This is a genomic window from Paenibacillus sp. XY044 (assembly GCF_002257645.1).
Lineage (GTDB): Bacteria > Bacillota > Bacilli > Paenibacillales > Paenibacillaceae > Paenibacillus_AQ.
Map to the genome: position 1 here is coordinate 175,398 of NZ_NQMO01000003.1, position 24,584 is coordinate 199,981.

Here is a 24,584-nt window from a genome sequence, read left to right on the forward strand (position 1 = left end):
CCATGAATGTTCTCAGGCAAATGCAGGGCTTTTTTTGGGCGAAGCGCAGTTATCTTTATTTATCTATACTCTGCCTCGCCATAGCTACTGCGCTGGGGCTTGTTACCCCGAACTTGCTGCGGAAGCTGATCGACGATGCGATCGTTCCACGGCATTTTGAGCTCGTTCCCGCTCTGGCGCTCACCGTTATCGGTGTCGTCACCCTAAAAGCCGTAATGCAGTTTTTAAGCGGCATGCTCGGCGGAAGACTTGGGAACTATCTGGCATACCGTTTGCGTAACGGCTGCTATGAGAAACTGCAAGTATTGTCTTTCCGCTATTACGACACGGCCAGAACCGGCGACTTGATGTCCCGTCTGACCGGGGATCTCGAAGCGATCCGTCAATTTATCGCCTTCGGTATCCCGCAAATCCTGAACACAATTCTGATGGTTGTGTTTGGGGCGATCATGATGCTGTCCATCAGTTGGCAGCTGACCCTGGCAACCATGATCAGCATCCCGTTCCTGGTGTTCGTCGCCTTGAAGTTCGAAGGCAAGATTCACCCGGCATTCCAGGAAATGCGCCTGGCACTGAGTGCACTGACGACTTCGGTGCAGGAGAACATTACAGGAGTTCGTACGGTAAAATCATTTGCGCGTGAGCCTCACGAAGTCGACAAGTTTTCCGTGCGTAACGAACGCTACAAAAACAACCAGATCTTCGCTTCAGGCTTATGGAGCCGCTACTTTCCAGTCATGGAGCTGCTCGCGTCCATCTGCGTCGTGCTACTCCTCGGCGTCGGAGGCACGCTGGTCATCCATCAATCGCTGTCTCTGGGCGAACTCGTTGCCTTCTTCAGCTTGATCTGGTACATTATCGGACCGATGTGGAATATCGGTTATCTCATCAACAACTACACGCAGTCGGAAGCTTCGGGAGAGCGGGTGCTCGAACTCCTGAACCAGCCGATTGACGTCAAGGATAAAGACAATGCCGGCGCTCTGTCTTTCGACGAAGTCCAGGGGCATGTCACCTTTGATCATGTTACGTTTGCTTATGGCAACAAGTTGGCCGCTATCCAGGACATCAATTTGGATGCGCCTCCAGGGTCGGTCATCGGCCTGCTCGGCGGAACCGGATCAGGGAAATCGACGATCATTCAGCTGCTGATGCATGCATATAACGTCAACAGCGGCAGCATCAAGCTGGACGGCAAAAACATCAATGACATTCAAGTCCGGAGCCTGCGCAGCCAAATCGCGTCGGTGTTCCAAGAGACGTTCCTGTTCTCGTCCAGCATCCGCAATAACATCGCGTACGGCCTGAAGGACGTAACGATGGACGAGATCATCCGTGCCGCCAAGCTGGCCAAGGCTCACGATTTCATTATGGAAATGCAGGACGGCTACGATACGGTGGTCGGGGAGCGGGGCATGGGCCTCTCCGGCGGACAGAAGCAGCGGATTGCGATTGCACGCGCGCTGCTGAAAAATCCGAAAATCCTCATCCTCGATGACGCGACAAGCGCCGTTGACATGGAAACCGAGCACGAAATCCAATCGGGCTTCCAGGAAGTTATGAAAGGCCGGACGACGTTTATCATCGCCCACCGGATCTCATCCCTGCGTCATGCCGACGAGATTCTCGTGCTGAACGAGGGCAAAATCGTGCAGCGCGGCAAGCATGAGGATTTGATCGCGGTACCTGGCCAATACCAAGACGTATACCATATTCAATATGCAGACCACATTGCCCGGATGAATGGGAATGCAGGGGAGCAGGTGAGCTCATGAATCCCGCAACGGAAACGAATAAACAGCGGCCTGGGGCCGATATGAACAAGACGAAGGGCAAATCGCCGGGCGTTACCGGCGAACGCTTCGTGTATCAGGATGACGAAGTCATCGAAAAGCCGTTTAACTGGTCCCAATTGACCCGGCTGTTCGCTTACATGAAACCTTATGCCAAACAAATGCTGCCGCTCATCCTGCTGATGATGGTTCTCGGGACCATAACGAAGCTGACAGTTCCGTTCCTGACCAGTCAGGCGATCGACAAGGCGATCGCGCCGAAAGACGGCGATACGAATCTGACGCTCTTGTATGTGCTTACGGCAGCGGCGCTCGTTCTTTACATTATTCAGTGGATCGCAAGTACGTTCCGTATCCGCCTGACGAACATTATCGGACAGCGCGTCATTTATGATCTGCGTTCGCATTTGTTCCAGCACATCCAGAAGCTGTCCTTTAACTTTTTCGACAAACGGCCTGCAGGCTCCGTGCTCGTGCGCGTCACGAACGACGTCAATTCCCTGCAGGAGCTGTTCACCAACGGCGTGGTCAACCTGATGATCGACTGCGTGCAGTTGGTCGGCATCGTGGTCATCCTGATGCTGATCAACTGGAAGCTCGGACTTGCGGTGGTTCTGACCGTGCCGATTATGTTCTTCATCTCTACGAAGCTGCGCGTTAAGATTCGCCGCGCCTGGCAGGAAGTACGGATGAAGAACTCCCGGATCAACTCCCACTTGAACGAATCGATCCAGGGTATCCGCGTTACGCAGGCATACACGCAGGAGCAGGAGAACATCAAGTTTTTCGACAAAATGAATATGGACAGCAAGAAGTCTTGGGACCGCGCCTCCACGCTGAACCAAGCATTCGGACCGCTGATCGAGATTACCGGCGGGATCGGTACCCTGATCCTATTCTGGCTTGGTTCTTATTTGATTCAGGAGGGCCAGCTAACCGTCGGTCTTCTGGTTGCCTTCTCCAGCTATGTCGGCAACTTCTGGGAGCCGATCAACCGGCTCGGCCAAATGTACAATCAGCTGCTGGTAGCGATGGCTTCCTCGGAGCGGATCTTCGAATTTATCGACGAGAAGCCGCACATCGACGACAAGCCGAATGCGCAGCCGATGCCGAAAATTCACGGCGACATCAAGCTGGAGAATGTCGTGTTCGAATATGAGAAGGGCCGCCAGGCGCTCAAGGGCATCAACCTTGACGTTAAGGCAGGACAGACGATCGCCCTCGTAGGTCATACCGGTTCAGGAAAAAGTACAATCATTAATTTGCTCAGCCGGTTCTATGATATAACAGGGGGCAAAATTACGATTGACGGACTGGACATCCGGGACGTGAAACTGGATACGCTCCGCAGCCAAATCGGGATTGTGCTTCAGGATACGTTCATCTTCTCGGGAACGATTCGTGATAATATTCGCTTTGGCCGGCTGGATGCGACCGATGAGGAGATCGAAAAAGTAGCGAAAGCCGTCGACGCTCACGAATTTATTATGAAGCTGCCTAACGGTTACGATACGGAGGTCGAGGAGCGGGGGAACATGCTCTCCATGGGACAACGGCAGCTGCTGTCCTTCGCCCGGGCGCTTCTGGCCGATCCGCGCATTCTCATTCTTGATGAGGCGACAGCCAGCATCGATACGGAGACCGAGCTGAAAATTCAGGAAGCGCTGAAGGTGCTCCTGAAAGGACGGACTTCCTTTATTGTCGCGCACCGTTTGTCGACGATCCGCCATGCGGACAAAATCGTCGTACTGGATCACGGCGAAATCAAGGAGGAAGGCAACCACCAGGAACTGATGCAAAAGCAGGGAACGTACCATGGTCTGATCGAAGCTCAGTTCCGGTTTATCTGAGGATGATAGAATGAATAGGTCCTTCTGCTCAAGCGGTCCGTCTTCCGTGAAATGTAATTGATAATATTTTTAGGATCTTTGTGTGGAAAAAAAGTTAACGATGCGTTTACACCTGATTAACAAATGACCAGAATTGTAAAATGAAGCAAGCTTCTCCAATGATCGCCATTCAAATAAGGAGAGATTGTGAATTTTGCAGGAAAATGTCGGAGCACTCTTGCATTCTTCCTTCGGAACCCCGAAAATGATAGAGAGGTATACATTTGTGGTATACATTAGTAGGGGGGAATTGGGAAGTGGTGTGGGGTGCTCCTTTTTCTGCACATGCTACAAAACTGCTGCTTCTAGGCAGCGGTGAACTGGGAAAAGAAGTAGTTCTCGAGGCTCAGCGTTTGGGCGTAGAAACCATTGCCGTGGACCGATATGAACACGCCCCTGCGATGCAGGTGGCCCATCGAAGCCACGTCATTGATATGCTCGATTCCGAATCGCTGAAGCGGATTATTCATCAGGAACATCCGGACATCATCGTCCCGGAAATTGAAGCCATAGCTACACAGGCTCTCCAGGAGCTGGAAGAGGAAGGGTACCATGTTATTCCGACGGCTCGCGCCGCCCGGTTGACGATGGACCGCGAAGGGATTCGCCGCCTTGCGGCAGAAGATCTCGGACTTCCTACGGCGGACTATCGTTTCGCCGACAGCCTGCAGGAGCTGCAAGAAGCGGTAGCCGTGCTGGGCACGCCATGCGTGGTCAAGCCGATCATGAGCTCATCCGGTAAAGGGCAGAGCGTTTGCCGCACGCCAGAAGATGCGGAGAAATGCTGGAATGCAGCCCTTGAAGGCGGACGAGCGAAGAGCACCCGCGTGATCGTTGAAGCATTTGTTACATTTGAGAGCGAAATTACGCTCTTGACGGTCCGCTCTGTGAGCGGTACCACGTTTTGCCCGCCGATTGGACATATTCAAAAAGACGGGGATTATGTGGAATCCTGGCAGCCCCATTTGATTAGCGAAGAGCAGCTGCGGGAGGCAGAATCCATTGCCAAAGCCATTACAGACGAGCTCGGGGGATATGGCATTTTCGGAGTGGAGCTGTTTGTTACGAAGCAAGGCATCATATTCAGTGAAGTATCCCCGCGTCCGCATGACACCGGCATGGTGACCATGGTGACGCAGGATTTATCGGAGTTCGCCCTGCACGTCAGAGCGATTCTCGGACTTCCGGTTCTATCAGTCGAACTGCTGACACCGGGAGCTTCGGCAACTTTGAAAGCGGTGAATGCAAGTACGAATTTTGCCGTCAGCGGTGTAGAGGAAGCACTTAGCCTTCCCCGGACACAGGTTCGGATTTTCGGCAAGCCTGAAACGAAGATCGGCCGGAGGATGGCGGTAGCGTTAAGCACTGACCCGGATATTCAGAAAGCACGGAACACGGCTAAGCAAGCCGCCAGTCTTTTAAAAGTGGAGGAATATGATCATGAACATTAATTTGTTGTCGACTCCTACTTTGCAAATCCGCAAATCGAATTGCAATTGCGATCTGGAGTCTGTAACGGCGCTAATGCGCGAGCTCAACTATCCAACGACGATCAACGTCATGCGCGAGCGGATGGAAGCCTCGGAAGACAATCCGAAACTGTGCACGATGGTAGCAGAGTTGGACGGAGAAGTAGTCGGCATGGTGGCGTTGAACCAGGTCCACTCCTACGCCACAGGCGAGACGGCGACTCAAGTATCCGCTTTGATCGTATCCGAAAGACACCGCGGCCAAGGGATCGGCAAGCGCCTGATCCGCAGCAGCGAAGAATGGGGAAGAGTCCACGGCAGTCAGCTTCTGTTTTTGACGAGCGGCAACCGCGTGGAACGTGCCCCGGCCCATGCCTTTTATGAACATATCGGTTTTGAAAAAGTCGGCTACCGCTTCATTAGAAAGCTGAAATAATACCGATTTCCACCATACCGGCCCCCCTGCTGAGGGAGGGCTTTTTTCTATTTCGTAAAGGCCTGAGAGATGATGTCATCTACAAAAATGTTCAATATTTACAATACATAGGAATTCATATACAATACGTGAGTGATAAAACGTAAGCGGTTACATTTTTCGACAAAATCACTAGGTTTGCGGCAGAAGAAGCTGTTTGTTTATTGCTTTTGATTGCTATGGCAAAACGAGTATACAAATTTGGAACAGCCGAGGGATGGATGATGTATAAACTGCTGCTTGTGGAAGACGAAGAAGACGTTCGGGACGGGCTGGTCGAGGAAATCAGCTGGGAGCTTCACGGTTTTCAGGTGACGGGTACGGCCGAAAACGGCCGCGAAGCGCTGGAGTGGATGGAGAAGGAGATGCCGGACATCGTGGTTACCGACATCCAAATGCCCTTTATGAACGGTTTGGAGTTAGCCGCATGGATTCGGGAGCATGCCCCGTCCACCAAAATCATTATTTTGACCGGATTCGATGAGTTTGAATATGCCCAAAAGGCGATTAAGCTGCAAATTGACGAATATGTGCTCAAGCCGTTTTCTTCCCAGGAGCTCATGGATGTGCTGTTGAAGGTGAAGAGTCACATGGATGCCGAACGGGCCGAAAAGGAAAACATTCAACTGCTGATGGAGCATTACCGGAAAAGCATACCTGTACTCAGGGAGCTTTTTTTGTCTTCGCTGGTAACCCGGAGGCTGTCTCCTGAAGAGATTCACGAGAAAGGAGCCAGCTATGGCATCAGTCTGGACGGCCAAACTTTTATGGCTTCGATCATTCGTCCCGACCCTGTGCAGGGAGGACGGGATGTCTGCGAGGAAGCGGAAGATCCGGCGGCCGCGCAATCGTTGAAGTACTCGGAGGACCGGTACCTGCTGCTGTTTGCCGTGTACAACGTAGCGGCGGAGATTTGCCAATTGCGGCAAGGATTCAAGGCGTTTATTCACCATAACGACTGCGTCCTTTTGTCGGTGCTGCCGGAAGCGGAAGAGAGCGCGGCCGCGCAGCGGACGCTCGAGCTGCTCGAGGAAATCCGTCTGAACGTGAGCAAGTATTTGAAGCTGACCATAACGGCAGGCGCAGGTTCCGTATACCGCTCACTGGGCGACGTGTTCGATTCTTACGGGGAGGCGTCGCAGGCAATGGACTATCGTCCTATTCTCGGCAACAACCGGGTCATTTGGATCGATGACGTGGAACAGCGGAAGGCGGATCCGCTTGTGTTTGACAGCCAGAAGGAGCAGGAGTTCGTCCGCAGCATCCGCGTAGGCACGGCGGAAGAGCTGGAGGAGACGGTGAGACGGATGTTTGACGGCCTGGAGTCGTCCAAGATCAGCGTGCAGGACTGTCAGGTATATATCATCGGCGTATTGACCGCCGTCATCCGGGTGGCAAAGGAGTTCGGCATCGAGCTTGAAGAGGTGTTCGGCCGGGGATCGCTACCGTTCGCCGACATGTACCAATACAACAATTTGCAAGAACTTCGGGAGTGGATACACCGGGTATCCTCCCGGCTGATGCAAACCATCGCGCAGGGGAGGCAGTCCGGATATAATCAGCTTGTTGAGGATGCCAAAACGTATATTCATGAGCATTACCGGGAAAGTGACATTTCCATCAACAAAGTATGCCGGCATCTGCACATCAGCACCGGGTACTTCAGCAGCATTTTTAAAAAGGAAATGAAGATGACCTTTGTGGCTTATTTGCTGCATGTCCGCATGGAAGCGGCTAAGGAGATGCTCAGATCGACGTCGCTGAAATCGTTCGAAATTGCCGAAACGGTTGGCTTTACGGATCCGAACTATTTCAGCTTTTGCTTCCGCAAAAAATTCGGCATCACGCCCAAAGAATACCGAAACGGCCACGGAGGGGGCGAGTCGGCTTGAAGATTCCGCATCCGCGTCCTCAGCCTAGAGCTCCCCGGCTGCCCATATCCTTCCGGCTGCGGAGCATCCAGACGATCATTACCGCGACCTTTGCCGGTATGACGGTGCTCGTCGTCATTCTAGTCAGCATTATGCTGTACAACAAATTTTCCAAAACGGCGGAGGAAAACGCCTATCTCAACATTCAGCAAATCATCGAGCAGGTCAATTACCATCTGGAGCTGTATGTCAAAGGGATGCAGGACATTTATGCCGTGGTAGAGCAGCAGATCGATCAAACGTCCGACGTAGGCAGCGGGGTGCTCCGCGAACAGCTGACCACGCTGCTTCATACCCGGGAAGACCTCGTGTCCGTGGCTCTGTTTACGCCGGAAGGCCGGCTGGTGCTGGACATTCCGAATGCCGAAATGCGCCGGAACACCAAGCTGACCGAGCAGAGCTGGTACGAGTCGGCCCGGGAGGAGCCGCAGAAGCTGTCCTTTTCCCCGCCGCATATCCAGAATTTATACAAGGGGCAGTACAAATGGGTCGTATCGTTAAGCCGTATGATCGAATACCGGGACCAGGGAAAAGTGAAGCGGGGAATTCTGCTCGTCGACGTCAACTTCCGGACGATTGATGAGCTGAGCCGCAAGGTGAGCCTGGGCAAGCAGGGCTATGCTTACATTATCGACGAGCTGGGAAACATCGTCTATCATCCGCAGCAGCAGCTGATCTATGCCGGCCTGAAGTACGAAAATCTGGAGCCCGTGTTTGACTATGCCTATGGCAGCTATATCGATAAATCGACCGGCGTTCCGCGGTATATCACGATTCGGACGGTTCAGCCCATCGGCTGGAAAATTGTCGGGGTCGCCTTTCCGGACGAAATCGTCACGACCAAGCAGGACCTGAACCAGTTTATTTTCTGGTTTCTCGTGGTCGTCATTACTGCCGTGGTACTTCTTGCCGTCTTCATCTCCGCGAAAATATCCCAGCCGCTGCGACGTTTGGAGCGATCGGTCCAAAGCGTCGGGCAGGGGGATTTCAGCACGCCGATTTACGTCAGCGGCGCTTATGAAGTGGTGCAGCTGTCCAAGCGGTTTAACTTTATGCTGCACCGGATCCGCCAGCTGATGGACCAGATTATTCACGAGCAGGAAGCGAAGCGCAAGAGCGAGCTGGATGTGCTGCAGTCGCAAATTAATCCCCATTTTCTCTACAATACGCTGAATTCCGTCATACGGCTGGCGGAAAAGGGCAAAAAGGAGGAGGTTGTGACGACGATCACGTCGCTGTCCAAGTTTTTCCGGATCAGTCTGAGTAAAGGGAAAACGATCATTACGGTGGAAGAAGAGCTGGAGCATGTGCGTCATTACTTGATCATCCAAAAAATCCGCTACAAGCATAAATTCAATTATGAGATTCAGTGTGACGAAGCCGCGCGTTCCTGCAAGACGCTGAAGCTCATCCTGCAGCCGATTGTGGAGAACGCCATTTATCATGGGATTGAGAAAATGCCCGACGAAGGATGGATCTCCATCTCGGCAACGGTTCATGGCGAGCAGCTCGTCATGACCGTTACGGACAACGGGCTTGGCATGGCGCCGCAGGTGATGGATCAGATCCTAAGCGGAAACCACCGCAGTGGCAGCGGATCGGGCGTCGGTGTGAAGAACGTGAACGAGCGCATCCGGCTGTGCTACGGTAAGCCTTACGGGCTGCATTTTGCCAGCGAACGGGAAGAGGGAACAAGCGTTACGATCACGCTGCCGGCGGAAACGGACCGGACGGAGGAACTGGAAAGAGGGATATCATGAGCTTAAGCAAAGGAATCGTCCGAATTGCGCTGCTGCTTGCGGTCGTGCTCTTTACCGGTTCTTGTTCCTCGTCGCCACCGAATCTTCGTGCTTCCGGCAAACCGCGGACCATCGACATGATCGTAAAGATGAATCACGGCGACTATTGGAACACGGTGAAAATGGGCGCCGAGGTGGCGGCCAAAGAATTCAACGTGAAGCTGACGTTTAAAGCTCCTGACAACGAAAGCGATATCGACGGGCAAATTCGGCTGATGGATCAATCTATTCAAAACAAGGCGGATGCCATCATTCTGTCCGCGAGCGATTACATGAAGCTGGCGCAGGTGACCGATCGCGCTGCCTATTATAAAATCCCGGTCATCTCGATGGATTCCGAGGTTGCATCGGCCCGGGTCAAAACGTTCGTGGGCACGAACAACTACGAAGCTGGCCAGAAGGCCGCGGAGCGGATGGTCGCCCTGACCGGAACGAACAGCCGCATCGGCGTGATGAATTTTGTCCAAGGTTCCAAAAACGGCGATGAACGGGAAGAGGGCTTTATGGATTATGTCGCGCGGTTTCCCGGGGTTCAGGTCGTGGCCGTGGAATACTGCCAGTCCAATGAGCAGCTGGCGCGCGAGCTCACCCGCAAAATGCTGAACGAGCATCCTGATTTGAACGGGATCGTGGCGCTCAACGAAGTGGCGTCCATCGGTACGGGAGAAGAGATGCAGAAGCTCGGGGCCGGCGGACGCGTGAAGCTGATCACATTCGACAGCCCGGCGAAAGTGATGGAGCTGCTGCAGGAGGGGATCGTGCAGGCAACGGTCATCCAGAATCCGTTTAACAATGGTTATTTGGCCGTACAACACGCTGTTGAAGCGATGGAGGGACTTGATGTCCCCGAGCGCGTCGATACCAAGTCCAAAATCATCGATCTCGACAATATGCTCTGGCCGGAAAATCAGAAGCAGCTGTTCCCGTTTGTCAGATAGGCTTATTTTTATGCTTTACTTTTAAGGATCGGATTTTGTAGACGAACAAATAGTATATCGGCAGGAGCTCAATGGAGAGCACAAAGGCCAAGACGGCGTATGTTCTTGTATCGACTTCGTAATTCGTGGTATGGCCTGCATATTGCATGGCAAATGTACCGGAAATGCTGCCCAGCAAAAAGACGGTTCGGCGGCGGTCGCTAAAACCAACCAGCTTGGATAGACAAACGGATGCGACGTAGAGCAGAAAAGAGCTTCTAATAAACATGGTGGATGACCAAAACGCGATTAGAAACGGATCGAGATTGTCCAGGAAGTCACCGTATCTCGCAACCCGTACGACCTCCAGAATGGGATAACGAAGCTGTTGTCCCAGGTATGGACCGAAATTGATCAAGCAAATTAACCAGAACAACGATATAAATACGATGGTCGATATAAGGGACATCAGCAGTCCTCTGAACAATTTTTTGCCAAATGTGACAAACGGGGCAGTGAACAGAAAAAAGATCCATTCGGAGAACCAGGCCAATGCGGAAAAAGAATCGAGGACTCCTCTTTTTAGATCATGATGGGTTAGCAAGGCCATCATCATGCCGGCATTAGACGAAGTAATCATCATCGGCGAGGTGACCAGAGAACTAAAGAGAATGACGAGAAAGATCCCTTCTCCCATATAAATAATCGCTTCCAGGCCGGTGCGGGTGCTTAGGGAAATGCAGAGGACCGTTAGCGACATAATGAGCCACATCGGCGTTTCCACCAAATACATGGAGCCGATAAAGGTAGAAAAGTTGGTCACATCAAGGGAAATGAGATAGATACTTAACAGGAGAACGAGGAGTAAAAAGACGTTATGCATCTGTTTCCCTAAAATACGACTTCCAAATTCAACCCATGACGATTCCGGATGGATCTGTCCCAGTTTTACGGTTAAATAAAGAAGCAGCGAACTAAGCAGACAGGCTCCGAGCAGCGTAATCCAGCCCTGATACGTGCTCAGCTTCATAAGGCGTCCGACGAAAAAGACCAGCGGCTCGGAAACCAAATATACAAAGGCGAAACGGGAAATCTGGCCTGCCGTGAATTTCATCATCGTCGTCCTCCGTCATGTTTATGTCGGTTTTAAAAGCGTGTCAACCCAACCAAAGGCGTACACGATAAAATCGTTGGGTGCTGGCCACCATTGGAAGCTGTAGGCCATCACTTCCCACAGCGATGCGCCGATCACAAGTGAAAGCAGGGTCCATTTATCTTTTTTGCTCTGCTGCCTGAACCTGAACCATTCAAACATCGAAACCGCGCAGAAAACGATGATAAAGAACAACATGACGCACCTCTTCTACAGTAAAAGTAGCTCGCAGTTTGGGGCTGCTAAGTGGGACCGCCCGACTGTGATCCAAAATATTCGAGCTTGATGTCGGGATGAATTTCATAACGGAGCTTGGTGTGAACATATTTTCTCCATTCGGGCCTGAGTCTCTCCCATACCGTTGGATATCTCCATTCCAAATGATAGCCGAAGTGCAGGATGTCAGCGCTATTATCCATGGCAAAATCAATGGCCTTGCTCAAATCCGCTTTGATTTTGCCGTCCATGGCCTGTTTGACTTCCCTCGATTTTTGTTTGCTGTAACCCTTGGATAACGGACTGATGGAATTCAGTTCCGCGCTCCCCCCCAAATTGATGATAAACACAGGTTCACCGGCCGACATAACCGGCGTAATGCTGGATTTAAGATTGAGGATCGTCGCACTGACTTTTTCGTCATTTTCGATGGTCATATCCATCCGGCGAAGCCTTCCCCTCGCCCATGCAATCGCCCGCGCTTGTTCAATATTCAACGAGCCGACCATTTTTTTGTTAGAAAAGATGGCGGCGCCCTTAATTCCTGCCCATTCAGCGGTCTTGCCTTTTTCGCTGATGAGCGGGATCTCCCCCATGACCAGTTCCGTTACGGCGTCGTCTTGTTTGGCCAGAACGGACATGGAGAATGTCCTTACGTCCGTATCCATCAGCTTTCCCGCAGTGGAAAAATCGGTCAGCACTTCGGTGGGGGATTTCTCATATACCGGCGTTAATTTCGTTACATCCTTTGCCTTCCCAGGTGCGACCAGCAAATAACTGCTTAAGTGAAACAGCGGTTCCCGGTTGGTCCAAGCAAGAAGGGAATCAATCCCATCCTGAGCGTATTCCTTTCCGATGACTACAACCCGTGTATGTCCCCATGAAAGGTCACGTGTGAGATCTAGCTGGATCGCGTTAACGGCATCCGTTATCGTTCTTCCTGATTTGGAGATGACAGCAAACGGATTTCCTTTATTACCGCCCGGACCTCTAGCTTCTCCCGATATCAGCCGGTTGGGAAGCGGGGTGCTGATGGTCACCTCAACTTGTCCCGGGATATCCGATTTATCGATAAAGATACCGGTGACAAAGGTGCGCTTGTTGATTTCTACCTTGGACCAACAGCCGGACATCAGCATAAGAATCACAATCCAGATTAACCTTGTTCCCCAGATGAAAAGGCGGGCTTTCATCGTGAATTCCCCCTCTTTCGATTATTTCCGGCAAAAGAGGATGGCCTTTGTTTCTGCAGAAAACGGGGCACTCTCAAAAAGGCATCCTTCATCTCGCTGAAATTGGTGGGCGCAAAAGGGCGAAGATAAGGAACACCGTAAGATTTAATGCTGACCAACTGCAGGTAAATCAAGTAGACGGCAATCACAATGCCGAGCATGCCGAGCGTTCCTCCCAACAGCAGCACTGCAAAACGAAGCAGCCGGAAGGAATGGCCAAGCTCATAGTGCGGTATGATGAACGACGCGATCCCCGTTATGGAGACGACGATGACCATGGGTGCCGACACGATTCCTGCTTGGACGGCGGCCTGTCCGATCACGATCGCACCAATAATCGAAACCGTCTGACCGAGCGGACGGGGGATCCTGATGCCAGCCTCACGCAGGCCTTCAAAGAACAGCTCCATCATGAGTGCCTCCACAAGAGCGGGAAAGGGAATGTTTTCCCTGGCAGCGGCGATGGTGATCAAGAGGTTCGTCGGAATAATCTCCGGATGGAAAGTAGTGATGGCTACATACAGCGATGGAAGCATAAAGGCCACGAACACGAAAATCAGGCGAATCAGACGGGTAAAGGAAGCCGTATAAAAACGCTGATAGTAATCCTCCGCTGATTGGAGAAGGGAGAAGTAAGTTACCGGTACAATCATCGCATAGGGCGTTCCGTCCTGAAGAACGGCTACTCTGCCTTCAAGCAGCGCTGCCGCTACCGTATCAGGGCGTTCCGTATATTGAAACTGGGGGAACACGGCAAACGGATGAGGTTCGATGAACTCGGTCAAATAGGTTATACCGAGCGTGGAATCGATGTCGATCTCGGACAGCTTCTTCTTGACTTCGTCCAGCACTTCCTCCTTACATATCCCCTCAATATAGGTGACGCATACGTTCGTCTTGGTATAATGGCCGATCGTAAGCTGCTCGGTTTTCAGGTCCGGGTGTTTGATTTTGTGCCGCAGCAGGGACAGATTATCGTCAATATGTTCAATAAATGCGACCTGCGGCCCGTATAGCACCACTTCGTTCGTCGAATCGGAGACAGCACGCTTTGTGTAATCATCGATGGCAAAGTTGCAAAAGTAAGACAGTCCGGAAATATACAGCACGGCGCTTCCGGCAACGATGGCATCCACGATTTTCTCTGGGTCGCGTTCTTCCTGAAACGGCATGGCAAACAACGAACCGTTTTCAATCCGTTCAAGAAAAGGGACATCCTCGCTTTCCGATGGACCCGTCCGGAGAAGCGGAATGACGATTTGCTCACGCAGAATCCTCTTGTCGACGATAGAACGGATGTAAAGGAGGAGGATGGAACAGCCGTGAACGGTAAAAGGCTGGTATACCATATCTTCAATCAAATGGAGTTTGCTGCGGATATACCGCAATTGTTCCGTTTCCATGATTCCCGCACCTCCTTGTCGTCCTAAAAGAACGCATCCCGTAGTTATCCTTATCATGTTGGATTTTCCAAATGTTATGCTTCAAAGGCATGAGAATTTTCATAGAACACATGAGAATTTTATATTCGAATCCGTTCGAGGATACAGCATAATGTAAACGTATCCAACAGAGATACGAGACGCTTGTTAGAAAGAAGAGAATATCAGGAGGTCTGTGAACGATGAAAAAAATCACTTCCGTCATCCTAGCCGGTGCGCTGCTGGGTACGGTAATGGCCGGCTGCTCAAACTCCGGCGACAAATCCTCGGGAGCTTCGGGCGGCAGCACGGACAGCGGCAAGGAGCCGTCCATCGGGGTAGCCATTTATAAATTCGACGACACGTTCATGACGGGTGTCCGCAATGCCATCAAGGCCAATGCGGAAGGCAAGGCGAAGGTGGATATCGTGGACAGCCAGAACTCCCAACCGACCCAAAACGACAAGGTCGACCTGTTCATCACCAAGAAGACCGATGCGCTCCTGATCAACCCGGTAGACCGCACGGCGGCCGGCGTTATTATCGACAAAGCCAAAACGGCCAGCATCCCGGTTGTTTTTCTGAACCGCGAGCCGCTGCCGGAAGACATGAAAAAATGGGACAAAGTGTATTACGTCGGCGCCAAAGCCGAAGAGTCCGGCACGATGTCCGGGGAATTGATTGCGGACTATTGGAAGGCCCATCCGGAAGCGGATAAAAACAAGGACGGCGTGCTGCAGTACGTCATGCTGAAAGGGGAACCGGGCCACCAGGATGCGGAGCTGCGTACCAAATATTCGATCCAGGCGATCGAAGACGCAGGCATTAAGGTCGAGAAGCTGGCGGAAGACACCGCGATGTGGGACCGCGTGAAAGGGCAGGAGAAGATGGCTGCTTTCCTTGGCTCGCATGGCGATAAAATCGAAGCTGTTCTGGCAAACAACGACGACATGGCGCTTGGCGCGATCGAAGCGCTGAAGGCGGCCGGTTACTTTACGGGCGCAAAAACGATGCCGGTAGTCGGTGTAGATGCCACGGCTCCGGCACTTCAAGCATTGCAGGACGGCACGCTGCTTGGGACGGTGCTGAACGATGCAAACAATCAGGGTAAAGCTTCCGTTATGCTGGCCACGCTGCTGGCCAAGGGCGAAACGCCGAGCAAGGAGAACGTCGGATTCGACATTACGGATAATCAATACGTGTGGATTCCTTACAAAAAAATTACGAAAGACAACATCGATGATGCGAAGTAAACCGATTGGCTGGACTTAAACTAACCATCCCGGAAAGGGCGGACGAGAAGCGCGGTCCGTCCTTTCCTCTGGATGAGGGCAGGGAGCGGGAGTAATGGCTGAGCGAGAATTTTTACTGGAGATGAACCAGATCAGCAAAGAGTTTCCCGGCGTTAAAGCGCTGGACGGGGTTACGCTGCAGGTGAGGCCCGGCACGGTCCATGCCCTGATGGGGGAGAACGGTGCCGGCAAGTCCACCTTGATGAAATGCCTGTACGGCATTTATTCACCGGACTCGGGCGAGATTTTGCTGGACGGCAGCCGGGTCCAAATTAACAATTCCAAGGATGCGCTGAACCTGGGAATATCGATGATTCATCAGGAGCTGCACCCGGTGCCTTTTCGCAATGTGATGGAAAATATTTGGCTGGGGCGGTTCCCGACTAAAGGTGCGGGATTCATCCGGTTTATTGACCATAAAAAAATGGTTCAGGACACGAAGGAGCTGTTCAAGCAGCTGGACATCGACATTGATCCGGACGTGATGGTCGGCAAGCTGTCGGTATCCAAAATCCAGTCCATTGAAATCGCCAAGGCGGTGTCTTTCCATGCCAGGGTCATCATCATGGACGAACCGACGTCGTCCTTGACCGGCGTAGAAGTGGAGCACTTGTTCCGCATCATCCGCGACCTGAAGAAGCGCGGGGTAGCTATTATCTACATCTCGCACAAAATGGAGGAGATTTTGCAAATTTCCGACGATGTCACGATTATGCGCGACGGCAGCAAAATCGGCACGTGGCCGGCCAGCGAGCTGACTACAGATATGATTATCGCGAAGATGGTCGGACGGGACCTGACGCACCGTTTTCCTGAGAAAGAAAACGTGCCGGGCGAAGTGATTTTGAAGGTCGAGGGGGTGACTTCCCCCATCCCGAAATCGTTTAAAGACATTTCCTTTAAGCTTCGCAAAGGGGAAATTCTCGGCATCGGGGGCCTCGTTGGCGCCCAGCGCACCGAACTGATCGAAGCGCTGTTCGGGCTGAGGGACATCGCCTCGGGCTCCATTTCGATAAACGGCAGGCCGGTCAGGATCAAATCGCCGGAGGATGCGAAAAAGCTTGGTATGGCGCTGTTGACGGAAGAGCGGCGGGTCACCGGCATTTTCTCCGTTCTGCCCGTGCACGAAAATGCGGCGATCGCCAATGTGGGCAAATACCGCAAAGCGTTCTTTCTGCTCAACGGCAAACGCAAAAAGCAGGAAGCCGATCAAATGGTGGAAAAGCTGCGCACCAAAACGCCGACCACCCGGGCGCTGATCATGAACCTGTCCGGCGGCAACCAGCAGAAGGTGCTGCTGGCCAGATGGCTTCTGACCGAACCCGAAATCCTGCTGCTGGATGAGCCGACAAGGGGGATCGACGTCGGGGCGAAATTTGAAATCTATACGATCATCAAGGACCTGGCGAAACAGGGGAAAAGCATCATCATGATCTCCTCCGAAATGCCAGAGCTGCTCGGTATGTCGGATCGGATCATGGTGATGTCCGAAGGAAGGCTGACCGGCATCGTGGACGGTAGCAGCGCCACGGAAGAAGAAATCATGCGTCTGGCCGCCCAGCATTAAGGGAAGGCCGAAGGAGGAGCAAACATGCTGAACACCAATAAAATCAACACAGGCAGGAGATTTCAGGGATTTGCCTCGCAGTATGCGATTTACATCGTGCTGGTGCTGCTGATCATCGGGATTACGATCTATAATCCTTCTTTTCTGTCCGTAAACTCGCTGCGGGACATTCTTATTCAATCATCAACGCGCGCAATCATCGCGCTGGGCGTCGCGTTCATATTGATCACGGCTGGAACGGACTTGTCGGCAGGCCGGATCGTCGGCCTGACCGCGGTTATCTCGGCGTCCATGCTGCAGAGCTCGGATTATGCCGCACGGTTTTTTCCGAATCTGCCGCATCTCTATGTATTGCTGCCCATTGCCTTGGCCATTATCGTCGGTCTACTGTGCGGATTGGTGAACGGACTGGTCGTATCGAAGCTAAATGTTCCGCCGTTTATCGCCACGCTAGGCACGATGGTTGCCGTGTACGGTCTGAACTCGCTGTATTTTGATATGGAGCCGAACAATTCCCAGCCGATCGGGGGTCTGCGCAAAGACTTTACCGCCATCGGAACGGGATATATTGGAGAAGGGCAGTACTCTGTTCCTTATATCGTGCTTATTGCCATTTTCGTGGCATTCATCGTATGGGTCATCTTCACGAAAACGAAGCTTGGAAAATATATGTACGCGATCGGCGGCAACATCCAGGCGGCCAAAGTGTCGGGTATCAACGTCGCCAAGTACTTGATTTATATCTATGCCATCGCCGGCGCCCTCTATGGGCTTGCGGGAGTGCTCGAAGCCTCCAGAACCGGCGGTGCCACGAACAACTACGGGAATATGTACGAGCTGGACGCGATCGCGGCCTGCGTCGTCGGCGGGGTGTCCACCACCGGCGGCATAGGCACGGTACCCGGTGTTATGGTGGGCGTGCTGATCTTCACGATTATCAATTACGGACTCACCTTTATCGGCATCAGCCCGTACTGGCAGCTCATCATCAAGGGGCTGATCATCGTGGCGGCCGTTGCTTTCGATATGCGGAAGTACGCTGCCAAAAAGTAAACCTTCACCGTACGGCGAACAAGCTGTGGCATTTCATGCTGCGGCTTATTTGCGCTGGACGGATTCAGCTGAGTGAAGAACGGTTGGTTTATTCAAGACGGTTTACCAATATTTGAGGCGTAGCCAAAAGAAACAAACATGTTACAATGTGGGAGTAGATTGTTTACAACTTTGTAACCTGTGTAAACGAAACTAACTTACTATATTTCACTGCGAAAAGGAGATGTTTGCAAGATGAAAAACAGAATGATGAAGACCATCGCCGGGGGAGCTTTCGCTGCCGTACTGGCTGCGGGACTGATCGGGTCCGGATCTGCATCAGCCGCTTCTGCCACCTCCGCCCCTCAAAAACAAGATCTCGGCAGCCTGCAGGCGTATCTGGAGCAGCTGCTGCAAAATAACGGCGGTTCATTCAACTGGAACTTCGTGTACGAGCTGCCTTCCAATGGACAAGTAAACGTACCGACAACGGGATCGGACAATCAGACGACGACGAAACCGTCTACACCGCAAACGAGCAAGCCGTCGACTCCGCAAACAAGCAAGCCGTCGGCTCCACAAACGAGCAAGCCGTCGACGCCAACGACTACGACGCCTTCGACTCCGTCCAACAACAGCGGAAGCAACACGGCGGACAAGTCCGGCTATGCCGCTCAAGTTATCAAGCTGGTTAACCAGGAACGTGCGAAAGCCGGCCTTGGTGCGCTGAAGGAAAATACGAAGCTGTCCGGCATGGCGATGGACAAAGCGAAAGACATGTACAGCAACAATTACTTTGACCACAATTCTCCAACGTACGGATCTCCGTTTGACATGATGAAGAAGTACGGCATTTCTTACAGCTACGCCGGCGAGAACATCGCCAAGGGCCAAAAGGATCCGGCAGACGTCATGAATGCATGGATGAACAGCGAAGGCCACCGTGCGAACATTTTGAACAGCAATTACACCACGATCGGTGTGGCTTACTATAACGGAGTTTGGGTTCAGGAGTTTATCGCGAACTAATTATTCATATCATCATAAACAAAATAGGGGTACCCCAAAGGCCGTCTGGCCAGGGGTGCCCCTTTCAATTTGCAAATTTTGATGATTCCCGGGTAATCATTGAAATAGCCGCTCTGAATGAGGCTCATGAAGAATACGCTCAAATGAAAAAAGCAGAAACCGCATGTACAAACATACGACTTCTGCTTTGATGGGTTATGCAGGGGTCGAACCTGCGACCTGCCGATTAAGAGTCGGCTGCTCTACCAGCTAAGCTAATAACCCGCGTCATCTAACAATGAGATTATTATAACTCCGTTCTTCATTTTTATCTATTATGTTCACAAAATTGACAAAAAAGACTGGCGTTAAACCGGGGGATATGGCATGATTTGCAAATTGGCGGGAGAAGTTTTATGTTTATGTACATAACGTTTACGGAAACGACCGTTCAGATTGATCTGTGGAGGGATTATGTCTTGAGTTCATCGAAGTGGATTTGGCGGATTATCGGCATATTGTCCATTGCGGCAACGCTCCTTCTCATCGCCGGCTTCGCTTATGCGGTACAGGATATCAACCATCCCCAAGGCAACAAGCTTGACCTGGCGGCTCCTTCCGCCAAGCCCGAAGGATCTGTACCGGGTAATATCGAACAGAAGAAAGAGCTGAAGGCAGCGGTCATCGGCGACTCCTTGGCCAAAGGGACGGGCGACAGCACCGGAAGCGGCTTTGCACGGCGAAGCGTGACCGGGCTTGAGAAAGCCACCGGCAAGAAGGTGACCCTTCTGAACAATCTCGGCATTAACGGATTGACCACGTCCGGACTGCTGCCGAAGCTGAAGGAACAGGGGACCCGTTACGTGCTCGGCGAGGCGGACATCATTCTTTTGTCCATCGGCGGCAACGATTTGTTTCAGGGAGCGGATCTGCTGTCTGGCAGCCAGACAGGGACCGCTGTCCAAGACGGAGAGGCCGTGGATCTGGATCCGGATGAGCTGCTGGGGGCGTTGCCCCAGGCGAAAAAGCAGCTGCAGCAAATTTTGGAGCAAATCCGGAAGATCAATCCCGGCGCGCTCATTATTTACGTCGGGCTCTACAATCCGTTTGGGGACGTCAAGGATCTCAAAGTGGCCGGCAATCAAGCCGTAGCGGAGTGGAACAACGCCGCGCTTACGGTCATCAACAAATATGACAACATGACGCTTGTTCCGACGTTTGACCTGTTTCAGCACAATTTGAACAAATATTTGTCAACGGATCATTTTCATCCGAACGATAAAGGCTATGAGCGGATTGCCGAGCGGATCGTGCAGGGGATTTTGTGATGAGAAGCGGGAAAGGAGCGTCTGGTGCGCATATGGCTGGAGGAAGCATCATGAAATCAAAGGATGACGTCGTTCTCTCGGTGGAACATGTGAAGAAGAAGATCGGACGGAAGTGGATCATTCACGATGTTACCTTCGACGTTCGAGAAGGCGAAGTGTTTGGTTTTCTGGGGCCGAACGGGGCTGGCAAAACGACAACGATCCGCATGCTGGTGGATTTGATCAAGCCGACCAGCGGCGCCATCCGGGTGTGCGGATACGACGTGAACAAAGATCAGGAGCAGGCGCTCCAGTTCGTTGGCTCGATCGTCGAAAATCCGGAAGCCTACACCTATTTGACCGGATGGGAGAACCTCGAGCATTTTGCCCGGATGCAGCGCGGCATAAACCGCCAACGCATTCAGGAAGTGGTTGATATCGTCCGGCTCGACCAGCGCATCCACGACAAGGTCAGCACGTATTCGCTCGGGATGAGGCAGCGGCTCGGCATCGCCCAGGCGCTTCTGGGCCGGCCTAAACTGCTGATCCTGGACGAGCCCACCAACGGGCTCGATCCGAAAGGGATCAAGGAGCTGAGACAGTTTATCCGCCAGCTTGCCGATGAAGGGCTTGCCGTGTTTGTGTCCAGCCATCTACTGAGCGAAATCCAGCTGCTGTGCGACCGGGTGGCCATCATCAGCAAAGGGCGTGTACTGGCCGTTGGTCCCGTTGAGGAGCTGGTATCGGAAAATGCCCAATATGTGATATGGGATCTCGTTCCCGTGGAAGAAGGCAGGTCCAGACTGCGCAAGCAGGCTGGTGTAGAGGTGATCTTGGACGCCGAAGAGGTGCTCGATGACGGCATTATCGCCGGCATGGGGCAAGATGCGGTCGTGACCCGGATGGACGAACAGCTTGTCGCCCCCATCGTCAAACAGCTCGTTTCATCAGGGGTTGAAGTCAACGGCGTGCATAAAATTAATCCGACTTTGGAACAGCTGTTCCTGAAAATGACGGAAGGTGAGAGCATTGATTAACCTGCTTCCGCTGGTCAAAAACGAAACGATCAAAATCATCAAAAAGAAACGATTTTATGTCGTTTTGCTGATCCTGATCGTCCTGGTGCCCATGTTCACCTACGCCCAGATGCGCTCGGCCGAACGGACACGCGATAAGTTTCACGGCGATTGGCGGCTTGAAGTTCAGCAGCAGATCACGGATAATGAAAATTCACTCAGCAGCGACCGCGTTCCGGACGAATGGAAAAAGTTCCGGAAAATTTTTATCCAGCAGCTGCAGTATTATTTGGATCACGACGTGAATCCGAACGAGCCGAACGGCGTCACCTTTACCCGCGAATTTTTGGACAACTCCATTTCCTTGTTTATTCCGCTGCTGGTGATGGCGATCGCCTCGGATATCGTATCGGGCGAGAGGACGTCGGGCACGATCAAAATGCTGCTGACCCGTCCGGTCAAAAGGTGGAAGGTGCTGCTCAGCAAATTGATTGCGCTGGTCATGTACAACTCGTTAATCGTCGTGGCGACGGTTATTATCACCTACTTGATCTCAGGAGCGGTATTTGGCTACAAGGGCTTTACGATCCCGGTATTCACCGGCTTTCTCATTCGCGGTTCGGAGGTTGACATGTCCGCCGTTCATGCCGTTCCGCAGTGGGAATACCTGCTGATGCAGGCGGGGCTAGCCTGGTTCGTCAGCCTGGTCGTCGGGGTGCTCGCTTTTTTGGTTTCCGTGCTCGTCCGCAGTACGGCCGCAAGCATCGTCGTCATGATGGCGGCGCTGATTGCCGGCTCTATATTGACGAACATGGCGTCCGCATGGAACAGCGCCAAATATTTATTTATGGTCAACCTGCAGCTGACCAATTACCTGTCGGGCACGCCGGCGCCGATCGAGGGCATGAGCTTGACGTTTTCCCTCATCGTGCTGACGGTTTGGGGGGCTGCTGCGATCGCAATCTCTTTCCTTGTCTTTACGAAAAGGGATATCTTGAATTAAAATGGACAAGGATAACAAAACATCTGTTTGCATTTTGGATGAAATTCATCCTACATAAAGATACACAAAGGGGGAGCATGAATGGTCGAGCAGATCGATATGTTTGCAGAGTCATCAAAGGGCGGCCCGAGCGGCCAAACCGGATACGATGCTGACGACATTCAAGTGCTCGAAGGCCTGGTTGCGGTTCGCAAACGGCCAGGTATGTATATTGGCAGCACCAGCTCATCCGGACTTCATCATCTGGTATGGGAAATTGTTGATAATGCTGTAGACGAGCATTTAGCCAAATACTGCACGAGAATCGATATTACGGTACACAAAGACGGATCCATTACCGTTTTGGACAACGGGCGGGGGATACCGACCGGAATGCACAAGACGGGCATTCCTACGCCGCAGGTCGTATTTACCATCCTGCATGCCGGCGGCAAATTCGGCGGATCGGGTTACAAGAAATCGGGCGGTCTGCACGGCGTGGGCGCTTCGGTGACCAACGCGCTGTCGGAATGGCTTGAGGTGGAAATTTACCTGGGAGGCAAGATCCACCGGATGCGTTTTGAATATTGGCAGGACAAGAACGGCAAGGAGCATGTCGGCGAGCCGGTGACCGGTCTGGAAGTGCTGGGCAATACCAACAAGACCGGCACCAAGGTGACGTTTAAGCCTGACGCGCGCGTGTTCCAAAGCGGTATCAACGTGAGTTACGATACCCTTGCCGAGCGTCTACAGGAAATTGCATTTCTGAACTCCGGGCTGCGGATCTTCCTGAAGGACGAGCGTGCGGACCGCCAGGACGAGTTTTTCTATGAAGGCGGCGCCAGCCAGTTCGTCGAATTCCTGAACGAAGGCAAAGACGTGATGCATGACGTCATTCACTTCTACGGGGAAAAGGAAGACGTCGAAGTTGAGGTCGCTCTGCAGTACAACGCCGGTTATACCGAAACGATCGCTTCCTTCGTCAACTCGATTCCGACGCGCGGCGGCGGAACGCATGAAACGGGCTTTAAAACCGCATATACGCGCGTGATGAACGATTACGCCCGCAAAAATCACCTGCTGAAGGAGAAGGACAAAAACCTTGAGGGCAACGATCTGCGCGAAGGCATGATGGCGGTCATCAGCGTCAAAATGGCCGAGGTCGAATTTGTCGGCCAGACCAAGGACCAGCTCGGCAGCGCTTCTGCACGGAGTACCGTCGATGCGGTCGTGTCGGAGAAAATGCAGATTTTCCTGGAGGAAAATCCGCAGGTGGCCCAGACGCTGATCAAAAAGGCGATTCAAGCCTCCAAAGCGAGGGAAGCCGCGCGGAAAGCGCGCGACGATATGCGCAGCGGCAAGAAGCGCAGCGAGAGTTCCAATCTGGGCGGCAAGCTCTCTCCGGCGCAGTCAAAGGACTTTACCCGTACGGAACTGTTTGTCGTGGAAGGAAACTCCGCGGGCGGATCGGCCAAGCAGGGCCGGGATTCCAAAATTCAAGCGATCCTTCCGCTGAAGGGAAAACCGATGAATCCGGAGAAGGCGAAGCTTGCCGACATTATGAAGAACGATGAATACCGGATGATCATAGCGGCCATCGGGGCCGGCATCGGCAACGAATTTGAAATTGAAGACAGCAATTACTCCAAAATTATTATTATGACCGACGCAGACACGGACGGAGCGCACATTCAAGTGCTGCTGCTGACCTTTTTCTACCGCTACATGAAGCCGCTGATCGATGCCGGCAGAGTGTATATCGCGCAGCCTCCGCTGTACAAAATTACGCGGAAATCCGGGAAGCTCGAAACGATCCGTTATGCATACAATGACGAGCAGCTGCAAAACTATTTGAAAGAATTCGGCAAAAACTATGAGCTTCAGCGCTACAAGGGACTTGGCGAGATGAACCCCGAACAGCTGTGGGAAACGACGATGAACCCGGACACCAGAACGCTGCTGCAGGTGCAGATCGAGGACGCGGCCAAGGCCGAACGGCGCGTCTCCACGCTGATGGGCGACAAGATTGACCCTCGCAAGCGCTGGATCGTGGAAAACGTGGACTTTAGAGAGTTTGAGGAATAG

At 52.5% G+C, this 24,584-nt stretch carries 19 protein-coding genes and 1 tRNA gene; 15 read left to right on the forward strand and 5 right to left on the reverse strand.

Annotated features, from left to right (window positions below; translation table 11 throughout):
• Window positions 1–2 precede the first annotated feature (2 nt).
• From CJP46_RS14520 to CJP46_RS14550, 7 genes are all read left to right on the forward strand, one after another.
• A complete protein-coding gene (locus tag CJP46_RS14520; protein ID WP_094596329.1) occupies window positions 3–1,775 on the forward strand; it encodes an ABC transporter ATP-binding protein in 1,773 nt (590 codons plus the stop codon).
• Window positions 1,776–1,816: 41 nt separating this feature from the next.
• On the forward strand, window positions 1,817–3,643 hold the full coding sequence (locus CJP46_RS14525) for an ABC transporter ATP-binding protein (protein WP_094596871.1): 1,827 nt from the start codon (window positions 1,817–1,819) through the stop codon (window positions 3,641–3,643).
• A 299-nt stretch (window positions 3,644–3,942) separates the two neighbouring features.
• Window positions 3,943–5,133, forward strand: coding sequence for a formate-dependent phosphoribosylglycinamide formyltransferase (gene purT, locus CJP46_RS14530; protein ID WP_094596872.1), 1,191 nt, complete (start codon window positions 3,943–3,945; stop codon window positions 5,131–5,133).
• On the forward strand, window positions 5,123–5,587 hold the full coding sequence (locus CJP46_RS14535; protein WP_094596330.1) for a GNAT family N-acetyltransferase: 465 nt from the start codon (window positions 5,123–5,125) through the stop codon (window positions 5,585–5,587). Before purT ends, CJP46_RS14535 begins: the two co-directional genes overlap by 11 nt.
• A 263-nt stretch (window positions 5,588–5,850) precedes the next feature.
• Window positions 5,851–7,518 (forward strand): response regulator, encoded by a 1,668-nt coding sequence (locus tag CJP46_RS14540; protein ID WP_094596873.1) that lies wholly within the window; start codon window positions 5,851–5,853, stop codon window positions 7,516–7,518.
• Window positions 7,515–9,317: a sensor histidine kinase gene (locus CJP46_RS14545; protein ID WP_373557996.1), complete on the forward strand. Its 1,803-nt coding sequence runs from the start codon at window positions 7,515–7,517 to the stop codon at window positions 9,315–9,317. Before CJP46_RS14540 ends, CJP46_RS14545 begins: the two co-directional genes overlap by 4 nt.
• Window positions 9,314–10,294, forward strand: a complete 981-nt coding sequence (locus CJP46_RS14550; RefSeq protein ID WP_094596331.1) for a substrate-binding domain-containing protein — start codon at window positions 9,314–9,316, stop codon at window positions 10,292–10,294. Before CJP46_RS14545 ends, CJP46_RS14550 begins: the two co-directional genes overlap by 4 nt.
• On the opposite strand, the gene CJP46_RS14555 is transcribed toward CJP46_RS14550, so the two are convergent.
• From CJP46_RS14555 to CJP46_RS14570, 4 genes are read right to left on the reverse strand one after another with little or no spacing between them, the layout of a single operon-like run.
• Window positions 10,287–11,390: a GerAB/ArcD/ProY family transporter gene (locus CJP46_RS14555; protein WP_094596332.1), complete on the reverse strand. Its 1,104-nt coding sequence runs from the start codon at window positions 11,388–11,390 to the stop codon at window positions 10,287–10,289. The two genes, CJP46_RS14550 and CJP46_RS14555, sit on opposite strands and share 8 nt — an antisense overlap.
• Before the next feature lie 18 nt (window positions 11,391–11,408).
• Complete coding sequence (locus CJP46_RS14560; RefSeq protein WP_094596333.1) at window positions 11,409–11,624, reverse strand: hypothetical protein; 216 nt, start codon at window positions 11,622–11,624, stop codon at window positions 11,409–11,411.
• Window positions 11,625–11,668: 44 nt separating this feature from the next.
• Window positions 11,669–12,835 (reverse strand): Ger(x)C family spore germination protein, encoded by a 1,167-nt coding sequence (locus tag CJP46_RS14565; RefSeq protein WP_094596334.1) that lies wholly within the window; start codon window positions 12,833–12,835, stop codon window positions 11,669–11,671.
• Window positions 12,832–14,277 (reverse strand): spore germination protein, encoded by a 1,446-nt coding sequence (locus CJP46_RS14570; RefSeq protein WP_094596335.1) that lies wholly within the window; start codon window positions 14,275–14,277, stop codon window positions 12,832–12,834. Before CJP46_RS14570 ends, CJP46_RS14565 begins: the two co-directional genes overlap by 4 nt.
• Before the next feature lie 221 nt (window positions 14,278–14,498).
• Between CJP46_RS14570 and CJP46_RS14575 the strand changes: the two genes are divergently transcribed.
• The 4 genes from CJP46_RS14575 (at window position 14,499) to CJP46_RS14590 (ending at window position 19,215) form a co-directional block, all read left to right on the forward strand.
• On the forward strand, window positions 14,499–15,548 hold the full coding sequence (locus tag CJP46_RS14575) for a galactose ABC transporter substrate-binding protein (RefSeq protein WP_094596336.1): 1,050 nt from the start codon (window positions 14,499–14,501) through the stop codon (window positions 15,546–15,548).
• Between the two features lie 94 nt (window positions 15,549–15,642).
• Window positions 15,643–17,154, forward strand: a complete 1,512-nt coding sequence (locus CJP46_RS14580; protein WP_094596337.1) for a sugar ABC transporter ATP-binding protein — start codon at window positions 15,643–15,645, stop codon at window positions 17,152–17,154.
• Between the two features lie 24 nt (window positions 17,155–17,178).
• A complete protein-coding gene (mglC, locus tag CJP46_RS14585) occupies window positions 17,179–18,207 on the forward strand; it encodes a galactose/methyl galactoside ABC transporter permease MglC (RefSeq protein ID WP_094596338.1) in 1,029 nt (342 codons plus the stop codon).
• 234 nt (window positions 18,208–18,441) lie between these two features.
• Window positions 18,442–19,215: a CAP domain-containing protein gene (locus tag CJP46_RS14590; protein ID WP_094596339.1), complete on the forward strand. Its 774-nt coding sequence runs from the start codon at window positions 18,442–18,444 to the stop codon at window positions 19,213–19,215.
• A 191-nt stretch (window positions 19,216–19,406) separates the two neighbouring features.
• On the opposite strand, the gene CJP46_RS14595 is transcribed toward CJP46_RS14590, so the two are convergent.
• Window positions 19,407–19,479: transfer RNA gene (locus CJP46_RS14595), tRNA-Lys, on the reverse strand.
• A gap of 131 nt (window positions 19,480–19,610) precedes the next feature.
• On the opposite strand from CJP46_RS14595, the gene CJP46_RS14600 reads away from it, so the two are divergent.
• The 4 genes from CJP46_RS14600 to parE all read left to right on the forward strand — a co-directional run bounded on the left by CJP46_RS14600 (window position 19,611) and on the right by parE (window position 24,584).
• Window positions 19,611–20,522 (forward strand): GDSL-type esterase/lipase family protein, encoded by a 912-nt coding sequence (locus CJP46_RS14600; protein ID WP_306431049.1) that lies wholly within the window; start codon window positions 19,611–19,613, stop codon window positions 20,520–20,522.
• Between the two features lie 32 nt (window positions 20,523–20,554).
• A complete protein-coding gene (locus tag CJP46_RS14605) occupies window positions 20,555–21,538 on the forward strand; it encodes an ABC transporter ATP-binding protein (RefSeq protein WP_094596876.1) in 984 nt (327 codons plus the stop codon).
• The gene (locus tag CJP46_RS14610) at window positions 21,531–22,520 is read left to right on the forward strand and encodes an ABC transporter permease (RefSeq protein ID WP_094596340.1); all 990 of its coding nucleotides are present in this window, start codon (window positions 21,531–21,533) and stop codon (window positions 22,518–22,520) included. The genes CJP46_RS14605 and CJP46_RS14610 overlap by 8 nt, the downstream gene beginning before the upstream one ends.
• Window positions 22,521–22,601: 81 nt before the next feature.
• Complete coding sequence (gene parE / locus CJP46_RS14615; RefSeq protein WP_094596341.1) at window positions 22,602–24,584, forward strand: DNA topoisomerase IV subunit B; 1,983 nt, start codon at window positions 22,602–22,604, stop codon at window positions 24,582–24,584.